This is a genomic window from Rhodococcus sp. BP-241 (genome assembly GCF_019836145.1).
GTDB lineage: Bacteria > Actinomycetota > Actinomycetes > Mycobacteriales > Mycobacteriaceae > Rhodococcoides.
Genome location: NZ_JABUEI010000003.1, coordinates 151,932 through 164,169 on the forward strand (window position 1 = coordinate 151,932; position 12,238 = coordinate 164,169).

The 12,238-nt window shown below is 71.1% G+C and carries 7 protein-coding genes; 3 read left to right on the plus strand and 4 right to left on the minus strand.

The annotated features are described in order from the left end of the window. Positions 1-85: 85 nt before the first annotated feature. Together HQ308_RS22905 and eccCa are read right to left on the minus strand one after the other, a co-directional pair. On the minus strand, positions 86-1,522 hold the full coding sequence (locus tag HQ308_RS22905) for a type VII secretion-associated protein (protein ID WP_222646031.1): 1,437 nt from the start codon (positions 1,520-1,522) through the stop codon (positions 86-88). Further along, a complete protein-coding gene (eccCa, locus tag HQ308_RS07110; RefSeq protein ID WP_222646197.1) occupies positions 1,519-5,433 on the minus strand; it encodes a type VII secretion protein EccCa in 3,915 nt (1,304 codons plus the stop codon). Before eccCa ends, HQ308_RS22905 begins: the two co-directional genes overlap by 4 nt. Positions 5,434-5,748: 315 nt before the next feature. On the opposite strand from eccCa, the gene eccD reads away from it, so the two are divergent. Both eccD and mycP read left to right on the plus strand, forming a co-directional pair. Continuing rightward, positions 5,749-7,227: a type VII secretion integral membrane protein EccD gene (gene eccD, locus HQ308_RS07115; RefSeq protein ID WP_222646032.1), complete on the plus strand. Its 1,479-nt coding sequence runs from the start codon at positions 5,749-5,751 to the stop codon at positions 7,225-7,227. Between the two features lie 44 nt (positions 7,228-7,271). Beyond that, a complete protein-coding gene (mycP, locus tag HQ308_RS07120; protein ID WP_222646033.1) occupies positions 7,272-8,591 on the plus strand; it encodes a type VII secretion-associated serine protease mycosin in 1,320 nt (439 codons plus the stop codon). On the opposite strand, the gene eccB is transcribed toward mycP, so the two are convergent. After that, positions 8,576-9,964, minus strand: coding sequence for a type VII secretion protein EccB (eccB, locus tag HQ308_RS07125; protein ID WP_222646034.1), 1,389 nt, complete (start codon positions 9,962-9,964; stop codon positions 8,576-8,578). The two genes, mycP and eccB, sit on opposite strands and share 16 nt — an antisense overlap. Before the next feature lie 119 nt (positions 9,965-10,083). On the opposite strand from eccB, the gene HQ308_RS07130 reads away from it, so the two are divergent. Continuing rightward, positions 10,084-11,727 (plus strand): type VII secretion protein EccE, encoded by a 1,644-nt coding sequence (locus tag HQ308_RS07130; RefSeq protein WP_222646035.1) that lies wholly within the window; start codon positions 10,084-10,086, stop codon positions 11,725-11,727. On the opposite strand, the gene HQ308_RS07135 is transcribed toward HQ308_RS07130, so the two are convergent. Continuing rightward, positions 11,692-12,234, minus strand: coding sequence for an NADPH-dependent FMN reductase (locus tag HQ308_RS07135; RefSeq protein WP_222646036.1), 543 nt, complete (start codon positions 12,232-12,234; stop codon positions 11,692-11,694). The two genes, HQ308_RS07130 and HQ308_RS07135, sit on opposite strands and share 36 nt — an antisense overlap. Positions 12,235-12,238: the final 4 nt, after the last annotated feature.

Genomic DNA, 12,238 nt, shown 5'->3' on the forward strand with positions numbered 1-12,238 from the left:
GTGTGGTCCGGGCCGGTACCCGGAATTTCCCCTGCACCTCCTTCGACGCGACGACTCGGCGAACGGTTCCGTCTCCGCCACCGCGTCACCCGACGACGAGGGATGCGAGGACCGCGGTGCAGACCTCCGCCATCACGGGGTTCGCGGCCTCGGTGCTCTGACAGCCGAGACTCGTCTGCTCCCCCGGTGACACGATCACCGTCCACGCCACCGTCGAGCCGTCGGACGCCTTCTCGGTGTAGACGAGCGCGGGACGATCGGATACGTCCGACCGTCGATCGAGCCCGCCGAGTCGATCGGGTGCGGCGTCGACCCCGGCCGACAGGGTGGCCTGCACGTCGGGGAGTCCGACGCCCACACCGAGTTCGCGGACCACCAGCACCAGTCGCATGCCGGCGGGTGCGTCGGGACGGATCTCGACCCGCTCCGTACCCGGCTCGACATGCCACCCCACCGGCACGATCAGGTGTGTTCCGGCGATCGAGAAGTCGGTACCGGCGGGGGCGCTCGTCGTCGTCGCGGCGGCCGGCTCGGTGGTGGGCGCGGTGGGTCGAGTGGGCCCGGCCGGGACCATGGACGGTTCTGCGGCTCGTGGTCGCTCCGTCGCAGGCGCGGGCGACTGTCCGCTGGTCAGTGCCGCGACGCCGATGCTGACGCACACCACCGCGGTCGCCACCGCTGCCACCAGGACCGGCCGTCGGGTCGTGCGCCGACGGTCCACGGCCGCCGCGGCGGCTCGTTCGGCCAGCCACGCGCCCGTCCTACCGGGCGTGAGCTCGGCCGGTACGGACGTTGTGACGGGCGGAACCGGGAGGGGACTCGCGCCCGCGCTCGGGACCACGGCTGCCGCCATCTCCTCGTCGTCCACCGTCACCACCGTCAGATCGCTCATCTCGTCGAGTACGGCTCGCGGCAAGGTGTCATTCGTGCCGTGCACGACGAGTCGGCAGGCCGGCGCGGCAGCAAGAACTCCGTCCACCGCGGCACGGGTGCGCGACACCGTCAGCTCGTCGTCCCCTCCGATCGTGGGGTCGGTCAGAACACAGTCCACGACGTCGCTGCTGATGGCCGTACTCACCACGGTCGACACCGTGGTGCGGTGCGGTGTGCGGTCGAGAACCACTGTTCGGCAGCGTGATCCACCGCACGGGCAGGGCCGGGCCGACTGCGCCGCGTCCCGCGCGACGAGCGCCGACGACACGAGGAGGACGTCACGCGCGAGGGGGCGCGCGGCCGCGGTGAGGACGCTGCAGCGCACGGCTCCCCAGTGCGGTGGGTGCACCAGCACAAGGTCGTGGTCCCCACCGTGCACCCCCGCATCGCGCAGAGCGTCGGTGAACATCTCGGACACCGTCGTCGACACCTCGACCTCGTGTCCGTCGGCGAGAGTGACGACGCGGTCGTCGATGTGGCCGAGGACGTCCACGGACGCGGAACCGTCTGCGGGAGTTCTCGACAGCACCCCGAACCGTGAACACCACACCGCGTCCACGGTCGTGACGAGCCCGACGGGCGACGTCACCGCTCGTCCGGCGCGGTCTCGCACAGCGCGGTCTGCACCAGTGTCGCCGTTCCGCGCCCGACCAGCACACCGCGTCCGGGTGGGAGTTCGGACGGACGGACGGAGCCGAGCAGGACGCCCTCCTCTCGGCTCCCGCTCATCACCAGTCCCGGTGATGCCAGGTCCTTGAGTCTCGCGAGGACCGGTTCGTACAGTGCCCGAGCGGATCCGCCGCATCGACGTGCGACGACGAGATGCAGACCGACGTCCCGCGCCTGCGACAGCAGTTCCAGCAACTCGGTCAGCGGGTTTCCGTGCGGCGTGACGACGAGGTCGTAGTCGTCGACGACCACGACGATCTCGGGACCGGTCCACCAGGATCTCGCAGCGAGTTCGCGACGAGTGGTGTCCGGTCCCGGACGGCGGGCACGAAGGTAGGTCGCGAGTTCGGCGACCATCGTCGTGGCCTGCTCGGCCGTGGACGCGTGACCGGCGAGCCGATCGGACGGGATGTCGCCCAGCAGGGTTCGTCGGTAGTCGACGGCGAGGATTCTCAGTGACGTGGCGTCGTTGGCCTGCGCGAGCGAACGGCAGATCGATCGCAGCAGACTGGTCTTCCCGCAGCCCGAGTCGCCGAGGACGAGAAGGTGCGGATGCTCGGCCAGATCCAGAACGACCGGCGCGAGATCGTTCTCGTCGACACCCACCGGCACGGTGGCGACGAATGTCCCCGAGGCGGACGGTGGCCACCACGCCGACACGGACGACAGAAGGTCGTCGCGCTCGAGTCGACGCGGCAACAGTCGCACCGGGGGCGTCGGTGCGTCACCCCGCCACCGGTGGACCGACTCGGCGATCGCGCGGTCGGTCCCGTGTCCGAGATCGTCCGTGTCGGCGATGCCGTCGACACGCGGGAGCGCGACGAGCAGATGCAACCCGTCCGGGGTGATGCCTCGACCGGGCCGACGCGTCGGGACGTGCATCGCCCGTGCTCGGCCGATGTCCGAGTCCGACGGATCACCCATGCGCAGTTCGACTCTCGTGGTGACGGCATCCTTCACCGCGGGACGGAGCTCGGCCCACCGACTCGCGGCGAGGACGACGTGCACCCCGTAGGAGAGTCCGCTCGACACCAGCTGATGCAGGGACGGTTCGAGGGCCTCGAACTCGGCTCGGATCGTGCTCCACCCGTCGACGACCAGAACGATGTCCGGCACCGGCGGTGCACTGTCTCCACCCGACTCTCGCCTGCGCCGCGCGTCGGCCATCGACCGGATCTCGCCGGTGCGGAACAACTCCTCGCGGCGTCGAACGGTTCCGACCACGTCGGCGACGATGCGTCGCACGGCGTCCGCCTCCGAGCGGACCGCGACGGATCCGACGTGAGGAAGGCCTACCAGCCGTCCGACGGATCCACCGCCGAAGTCCAGGACGTGGAACTGCACGTGGTGCGGGGAGTACCGCAGAGCCAGATCGAGGACGAGCGTGCAGAGCGCGGTGGACTTGCCGGACTGCGGTCCCCCGACGATCGCGACGTGCCCGGACGCACCGGTGAGGTCGAGTTCGAGTGCATCGCGTCGCTGGTCGTACGGCCGGTCGACCAGTGCGACCACGGCGCGCAGTGACCCCGCCGCGTCGGGCCGGTCACCGCCGAGCGCCGTGTCCGGTGACACCGAGTCGAGTGTGACGGGCCGGTCCAACGGCGGTAGCCACACCCGGTGCGCGGGACGCCCGTGACCGCGCACTCGCGCGACGACGGCGGAGAGGACGGTGCCGCCGTCCGACGACTCGGACGGAGACGGCGGTTCGACCGCCGGTTCGAGGGCGGTCTCGTCGAGCAGCGGCACCGGCGCCGCCGTGAAGAGACGGGGCCCGGTCGAGCCTGCGCCGACCGAGAGCGCTGCGGGCTCGTCGCTCCGCAGACGGGGACCCGAGACGTACATCGCGGTGAAGCGCACCAGCTCGCTGGAGTCCGTTCTGAGGAACCCCACTCCCGGACCCCCGGTCACGTGATGCGCGTCGGCGACACCCAGAACCGATCGAGATTCGGAGGCCGAGAACGTCTTCAGACCGATGCGGTAGGAGAGATGACTGTCGAGTCCGCGCAACCGACCCTCGTCGAGCCGCTGGCTCGCCAGCAACAGATGGATGTGCAGCGAGCGCCCGAGTCGCCCGATCGCGACGAAGAGCTCGGCGAACTCCGGGAACCGGGTGAGCAGTTCGGAGAACTCGTCGACGACGACAAAGAGCGCCGGTAGAGGCTCGAGTGCGGCACCACCCTCGCGCGCACGGGTGTAGTCGGAGACGTTCGCGTAATTGCCGGCGGCCCTGAGCAGTTCCTGCCGTCGAGTCATCTCGCCCGCGAGCGCGTCGCGCATCCGCTCGACCATCTGCGCTTCCTCGGACAGATTGGTGATGACGGCCGCGACGTGAGGCGCCGATTCCAGTCCGAGAAACGTGGCCCCACCCTTGAAGTCGACGAGGACGAGATTCAGGACGTCGGGCGGGTGCGTCGCGACGAGTCCGAGCACCAGCGTCCGCAACAGTTCCGACTTTCCCGATCCCGTGGCGCCGATACAGAGTCCGTGCGGTCCCATACCCCCCTCGGCGGCCTCCTTCAGGTCGAGCTCGACGACGCGACCGTCGTCGTCGAGTCCGAACGGGACGCGCAGTCGCGACCGCCCGGAACGGGAGGACCAGGCGACGCCGGGATCGAGACTGTCGGGAGACGTCATGCCGGGCAGGTGTTCCCATGCTCGGACGCGCGGGCCACCCTCCGCCCGCACGACGGTGTCGCCCGTCCGGAATCGAGCGAGTCCTCGCGCCACGACGGCGGCGGTGACCACGTCCACACCGTCCGCGGCACCGAACATCTCGACTCCGGCCGCGCTCCGTGCGCCGAGCGCAGGCCTGTCCGCGCCGTCGCCGACGACCAGGACGAGTGTGCGATCCGCGGTGCCGTCCCGGCCCGCACCGGACACGGTCAGGACCGTCACGTCCCCGCCCCTCGTCACGGTCTCCCATGTCTCGGCATCCTCGACACCGTCCTCGGCACCGCGATCCACGACCACGATGCGATGGGGCCGCGCACCGGTCGACGAGTCTGCCGCCGGGACGGCGAGGTCCCGCGCTGCCTCCGCCGGCGATCCGAAGGTCAACCGCCGTCGCCCGCCACCGTCCGACGCGGTCTCGTCCCCGTGGTGCGGCAACCACTTCGTCCAGTCCCACGTCCCCGCGGTGCGGTCGTCCACGACGACCACCACACTGATGTCGTCCGGACTGTGAAAAATGCATGCCTGCAACACCATCGAGCGCACGAGCGCTCTCGCCGCCTCGACGGGGCCGTCGACACCGATCACGGAGAACGCGCGCAACGAGACCGCGGTGGGAAGGTCCGACACGATGGCATGGGTCCGGACGAACGAGCGCAGGAGGGCGGCCGACACCGGCTCGAGACCCTCGGGCGGACCCGTGTCCGGTGTGACGAGGCGAGTGGCGAGTCGTTGGTCGCCCACGCCGACCCGCAGATGGACGAAGTCGTCGTCTGTCGACCGCCTCTCCCACATGCGTGAGGTTCCGGCGAACGAGGACAGCGTCGACGGATCAGGATGGGAGAAGGCCAGTGCCTCGTGCTGCGCCGACGCCGTCGACCGGACTCGCTCGCGCATCGCACCGAGGTACGTCAGATAGTCCTTGCGCGATTCGTCGAGTTCGGCCGTCCGTGGCCCGCCGCCGCGGCCCCCACCGGCGAACATCCCCAGCATGGACACCACCATCATGGCCGGGAACAGCAGCGTCATCGGGTTGGCGGCCGCGCCCGACGTGATCATGAGGGCCACCATGCCGACCATCGCGACCACCATGACCAGAGGCAGCATCTTCAGGAGCGGGTTCCCCGGGACCACCCGCGGAATCTCCGGTGGCGGCTCCATCTCGACGGTGCCGCCCGGCACCCGCGGCGCGTCCTCGCGCGGCGGTCGACCATGGACCACCCGCGTGTCCACCGCCGTCGCGTACTCGCCCTCACGTCCGACCACCACGTCCACCCCCCCCAGTGGCTCGCCGCCCCGTTCGGCGAGTCGGGTCAGACCGTAGCGCCGGACGCCGACGACCGGGAGGGAAGACGACGAGGGTTGTGGACGAACCCTCGTGCCTGTGCATATCGCGAGGCGATGTCACCGAACTGACCTATAGTGCTCGCACGACCCGCGGTGCGACCGCGGGAAGAGAGTTCGGGGGGACTTTCGATGACCATCGCGCCGACCGCTGCGCCGCTGTCCACGACGCGCGCATCCGCGGTACGCCGGATCGAGCCGGCCGTGCTGCGCATCACCGTGATCACGGGGGACGTCGAGGTGGACGTCTCGGTTCCCGGCGGAGTCGCCGTCGCCGCGACGGTGCCCGCTCTGACGGCGCTGATCGACGAGCGCGCGGACTCGGATCGTTCGCCGGGCCCACGGTCGCTCTCGACGATGGTGGGAGTGCCGCTCGACGCGCGTCTCTCGTTGCTGGACAACGGTGTTCGGGACGGCGACGTGCTGGTTCTCCACCGCGGACGAGAGTCCTCCCCGCCGGTCTTCGACGATCTGACGGAGGCGGTGGCCGTTCTCTGCAACGGCCACTCGTGGACCCGGTCCGACTCGGTCGTCGCAGCCACCGTCGTGTCGACGGCGGCACTGGCGACCGCGGGATGGACCGCGACGAGAACGAGCGGAGTCCCTGCGGCAGCGAGTCTCGCCGTCCTCGCGCTGCTCACCGTCGTGGCCGCGTGTGTGTGCACCGCGGCGCGCGTCCCCGCGGCCCTGAGCTTCGGTCTCAGGTCGACCGGGTGTCTCCTCGCGTTCGCCGCGGGCACGATGCTCGTTCCCGGCCAGGATGCCGCGGCCGACGCAGTGCTCGGATTCGCGCTGAGCGCGGCGGCGTCCGTCGTCACCTCGATGGTCGCCGGCCGCGAGGGACGCGCCACGTTCACCGCGGTGTCGACCGTGAGCCTCGTGGGCGCCGTCGCCGCTGCTGTCGAGGCGCTGAGTGACGTGCCCACCGTGACGATCGCGGCGGTCACCGCCGGCGTGTGCACCCTGGCGCTCACCCGCGCCCCGCGACTGTCGGCCGCACGAGCCGGAATACGCCTTCCCCCGGTACCACTCGCCGATGCCGGCGCTCGTCTCGACCACCCGGGACACGAGGGACCGCCGACGCGGCCGTCGGAAGCCGCCCTCGTCGCCGCACACGAGTCCGCTCTCGCCGACGTCGACGTCGTCGCGGAACGTGCTCGCACAGCTCAGCAGTACCTGACCGGCTACACGACGGGGTTGTCCCTGCTCGCCTCGATGGGGGCGATCGTCGTGGCCACGCACGACATCGCCGCGACCGTCGATCCGGGCAGACTCGCTGCCGCTGCCGCGATCGCCTCCGTCCTGTGCTGCCGGGGCCGCGTGGGTGTCGATCGTCTGCGCTGCGCCGTCGCTGTCACCGCGGGTGTCGCGGTCGTCCTCGTCGTCCTCGCAGTCGGTGCGTCCACACGTGCCGACCTGTGGCCGTGGTGGGCCGGGGCTGCGGTGGCGGTCGGCGTCCTCGCGATCCTGATCGGTGTCGTCGCGCCGGGTCGGCGATTCTCCCCCGTCGCGCGCCGGGCGGCCGAACTGGCCGAACTGGCCGTCGTGGTCTCGATCGTTCCTCTCGTCTGTCTCGTCGTCGGGGCCTACTCGGCAGCGCGCGGCCTGTGACGGCTCAGCGACGAGCAGGGGTGACCGCATGTCTCGTCGCAGCAATGGTCGTTCTGGCCCTGCCCACGACGGGTACGGCAGCCGCGGACACACCGTTGATCGATCCCGGACTGCTCCCCGAGCCGGCTGCCGCGGCCCCGTCCGAACCGACCGAGCAGCGCACCCGGTGCGCGGCCGTCTCCGAGGCGCCCGTGACGGCGGTGGTACCCGCGGCTCAGAGGACGCTCCGGTTCTCGGACGTGTGGGGCCTCACCCGAGGCGCAGGTCAGATCATCGCCGTCATCGACACCGGGGTCGCACCACATCCGCTCCTCCCGACTCTGCGCGCCGGCGGCGACTACGTCTCGACGGGCGACGGGCTCGAGGACTGCGATGCACACGGCACCGTCGTCGCCGGACTCATCGCTGCTCGGCCGGTCCCGGGATCCGGCTTCGCCGGCGGAGCGCCGGACGCCACGATCCTCTCGATTCGTCAGTCCAGTGCAGCCTTCGCCGCGACGTCCTCGGAGCGGGAGGCCGACGAGAACGGTTCCACCTCGGCGGGGTACGGCGACGTCGAGTCGATGGCCGCGGCGATCCGCACCGCTGTCGACGCGGGCGCGGACGTCGTCAACATCTCGGAGGTCGCCTGTGCGAGCGCTGGATCGTCGATGGGCGACGGCGCACTGGGAGCCGCCGTGCGGTACGCCGCGGTGGACAGGGATGCCGTGATCGTCACAGCTGCGGGGAATCTGGACGGCCGTCGGTGCCGGACGCAGAACGACCTCATCCGCGGCATCGACGGACGAGACACGGCGTTGCCGGTGACTCTCGCGTCGCCGGCGTGGTTCGACGAGTACGTCCTCACCGTGGGGTCGCTGGACCCGGACGGGCGGCCGTCGTCGTTCAGCTTGAACGGGCCGTGGGTCGACGTCGCGGCTCCGGGTACCGAGGTCACGTCCCTCGGTGCCACGGGTACCGGTCTGGCCGACGGCACCCTCGACGACGAGGGGCGCCGAACAGCCTTCACGGGAACGAGTTTCGCCACACCGTTCGTCTCCGCGACGGCCGCCCTGGTGCGGGCGCGTCATCCGGAGCTGTCCGCGGCAGATGTCATCGACCGCATCGTGACGACGGCGCACTCACCGGCAGGTGACTGGGACTCGGCTGTCGGCCACGGCAGTCTGGATCCGGTGGCGGCGGTGACGGGCAGCGCGGTCGCACGGGGTGAGGACGCGTCCGTGCGACTGCCCCCGCGCACGACACCGCCGGTCACCGACCGTCGCGACGCACTACTCGCCCTGGCGTCCTCCGTCGGGATCCTGCTGCTCGTGTCCGGCGCACTGGCGGTACGCGCGGTGGTCCGGCGTCAGGACCCGTCGTGACCCACACGGGCCGCATCGACGGTCAGCGCCGGACCGGGCGGCAGCAGTCCCACGACGGGCCACGGCGCCGGTGCCGGATCGCCGAGTCCGAGTGCCTCCGCGTCCTGCGTGAACGGGACGCCGAAGCGGGCTCCCGTGTCGGCGACGTAGAAGGCGGAATCGCGGCGCGGGTCGTCGGCGGCCTGCCCGGTGGTGGCGACGTACAGCCCGGGCCCCGGTGCCACGAAGAAGGTGTCCAGCCCATCCCCTGCACCGTCCGCCCCGGCCAGCGCCACGGCGCGCGAGTCGGCAGTCGCACCGATCGTCATCCTCGTCTGCGCCCCGCGCCCCGTCGACTCGTCCGGCCCGACCCACTCCACGCAGGTGGCGTCGCCGCCCGTCACGATGATCGGTGGTCGCTCCGGAAACGTGTCGACCGCCAGAGGTGCAGCGGTTCTCGGAGCCCGGGCGATCACATCGGGCGGGACGGCGTCGACACCCACCCGGCCGGCCGAATCGGAGAAGCGCAGCAACTGCGCGGTGGCCGCTCCGATCGCCTGCACGCCGTCCTGCAGAACGACGTAGTGCTCGCTGCGATCCCCGAGATCGACCGTCACCACGGATCCGACGGGCCGACCCCCGATCGGGTACGGGGCAGCAGCGCCCGACCCGATCACCGTGGGGGTCACGATCTCCGGCGCTTCGGGCACCGCGTCGAAGAGCCCCGCCGACACCGGAGTGGGTACCGCGTCCTCCAGGCCGAGGGCTCGGGTCACGGCGGTGTTCTGCAGGTCCACCCGCGCGCGCACCTGTCCGTGCACCAGGTAGTCGACGCCGTCCCGACGCCACACCAGCGCGTCGTCGGGGTCGAGTGCGCGACGCGGTGCGACGGACTGCGTCCCCACCGGTTCGACGGTCACATCGGTCGTGCCGTTGTCCGACTCCTCGCACACGGACCAGACCATCGCACCGGTCGTGACCGGAAGCGCCTGCGGCGCACCGCCGATACCGATCGCGGCGCCTCGGGCGCGTCGAGCGATCTCGTCCGGACCGACCGCGGTGGGCTCGTCCGGCCGACCGGCGAACAACCGGGCGGACGCCAGATCGGACGCGGGGTGGAGCGTGTCGTCCTCGACGACGTACAGAGCGCCACTCTCGTCGTCCAGCACGATCACGGCATCACCGATACGTGCGGCCGGTCGGACGAAGGCGAGTGCGGCGCAACCGGCGAGGATCAGGACCGCCACGACGACGCCGACCGCGGAGGCCCGCGCCGTCGATCGCAGCGGTTCGTGCCGCATCGACGTGTCGCCCAGGACCAGTGCGTGATCGAGCCGTCTCACAGAGAACCGATGCGCACCGATCTGCCATCGCGTGGTCGGTGTTCCTGCCATCGATATCCCCTGCCCTCGGTGCCGCGGCGACGCGGCCCGGCCCCCCGCCGGACACGCCGGACCCGATGGAGGGGTCCCGCGTGAGGGCACAGTACATCGACCGCAGAGAAGGAGCCATAGTGTCCGAGACTCGCCCGGGGATGACGGCCGCACGCGACGTCGTGGTGTCGCAGGCAGTGGCGCTCGGCGTGGCCGTCGCGCTCACGACGTCGGGAGTGCCTGCACGATGGGCGGTCACGGCCGCAGTGGTCGTCGTGATCGGACTCTGCCTCCCCCGGGACGGGCGTCCTGTTGTGGGTCACCTCTCGGCGTGGCCACGGCTTCTCGCGCATCGACCGGTACCCGCGCGCACGGTGCTGTCGTTCGATCGTCCCGGCGGTCCGATCGGTGTGGTGTGGAACGGATCCGACCTGACGATCGTCGCGGAACTCCACGTCGAACCGGCTGCGGCCGGATGGTCGACGGTCGGCTCACGCGGTGCGACACCCGACGCCGTGGTGCCGCTCCGCGACCTCGTCGACCGACTGTCGCAGGGCACGGACACGCCCACCGACCTGGGCGTCACCTCCGTCGGCACGCGTCCGGCACGGGGTCGCCGCGCCGCGGACTGCTACCTGTCCATGGCCGGACCGCTCGCGTCGGTGGCGCGGCGGCGAACCTTCCTCTCCCTCTCGACCGACGTCCACGAGGGTGAGACGGCCGCGGGGCGTCGGGGCGGAACTGCTGCGGGGTCGGTGCAGATGCTCGCCACGACCATGGCCCGACTGCAGCACGTCCTGCGCACCCACGGTCTCGTGGGCAGCCTTCTCACCGCCGATCAGATCCGTGCGGCGGATCTTCTGGTGACGAGTGGGGTTCCCCTGCGTCACGTCCGTCCGCAGTGGCGCTTCGCCCGGCTCGGCGGATCGACCTGGTGCTCACGGCGGCTCGCACCGTCCGCCTGGACCGCGGCGGCGATCGACTCGATCGGCGATCACGACGCGGACGTCACGAGTCTCGCCGTCCGGGCGGCTCTCTCGACCACCACCGAAGCGACGGCGACGGCCACCTACGGCTATCTGTCGGCCGAATCGCCGCAGCGCCGATCGATCCGGGTCGCGGGATCCAGCACGCTCGACGGCCTGCATCGACAGGGCCTGGAGGACGTCCTCGCGTCGACCGCCCGGCCGGCGACGCCCACGCACCCCGTCGAGGGAGCGCAGTGGAACACCCTCGTGCTGCCGGTCGCGGGATGCGGTCAGGTCGTCGGTGTCGACTCCGACGGAACCACGGTCACCGCACGTGTGTTCGGGAAGGACGTCGACACCGTCGACGTCCACGGCGAGCTGTACGTGGTCCACCAGATCGTCTTCCGCGCCGTGGCCGTCGGTGCGGTGGTCCTGGTGATGACCGACCGACCCCATGCGTGGCGCCATCTCGCCGTCGCGGTCGCGGATTCGGGCACCCTCTCGGTGGTGACTCCCGTGTCGGATGTCGAGTCCGGCACCGCGGTGGATCTGGTGGTCGCCGATCATGCCGGAGACAGACCGACTCCGGTACCGGGAACGGTGCTGCGGGTGAACCCTGCCTCGTCGACCGGCGGGACCGACATCGTCATCGACCAGTCCCCGGACGTCACCGACGAGGTGTCCCTGACGATGGCGTCGCGGAGCATCACCCTGCGCCTCGTCACCACCGCGGCCGAGACCGAGGCCATCGGTCGACCGCGGGGTCTCCCACGACCGGGCTCAGCCGCGCGGGTAGGGCTGCCCGGCGCGCTCTGACCACCACAGCAACTGATCGATCATCCGCTGTGCGCCATCGATCGCGGCACCGTCGGACGTCTCGCCGTGCGCGTCGAACGCCTTCTTCACTCGGGGGAACAGCACGGCGTCGCGCACGGATGCCATGTGCAGCTCCGCGACCACCAGACGCAGCTGCTCCACGGCTCGCACTCCCCCGGCCGTGCCGCCGTAGGAGACGAAACCCACCGGCTTGCCACGCCATTCGAGCTTCACCGAGTCCAGTGCCAATTTCAGCGATGCCGGGCAACCGTGGTTGTACTCGGGAGTGACGAGCACGAAGGCATCGCAGCCGTCCAGCCAGCGGGTCAGCTCGTCGACACCGGGGCCACCCGAGAGATCCATCGGCAGAACGACATCCGCGAGGTCGAGTACCCGGACCTCGAATCGCCCGTCCGCCGAGGCGCGGCGCACGAACCACTGAGCCACTGTGGGGCCGACACGCCCCGTCCGGACCGAGCCGATGATCACGCCGAGAACAGGAGCCATGCCT

Coding starts and splice junctions, on each gene's coding strand:
- eccCa (WP_222646197.1), bottom strand. CDS start 5,433: ATGGAGCCGCCACCGGAGATTCCGCGGGTGGTCCCGGGGAACCCGCTC.
- eccD (WP_222646032.1), top strand. CDS start 5,749: ATGACCATCGCGCCGACCGCTGCGCCGCTGTCCACGACGCGCGCATCC.
- mycP (WP_222646033.1), top strand. CDS start 7,272: ATGGTCGTTCTGGCCCTGCCCACGACGGGTACGGCAGCCGCGGACACA.
- eccB (WP_222646034.1), bottom strand. CDS start 9,964: ATGGCAGGAACACCGACCACGCGATGGCAGATCGGTGCGCATCGGTTC.
- HQ308_RS07135 (WP_222646036.1), bottom strand. CDS start 12,234: ATGGCTCCTGTTCTCGGCGTGATCATCGGCTCGGTCCGGACGGGGCGT.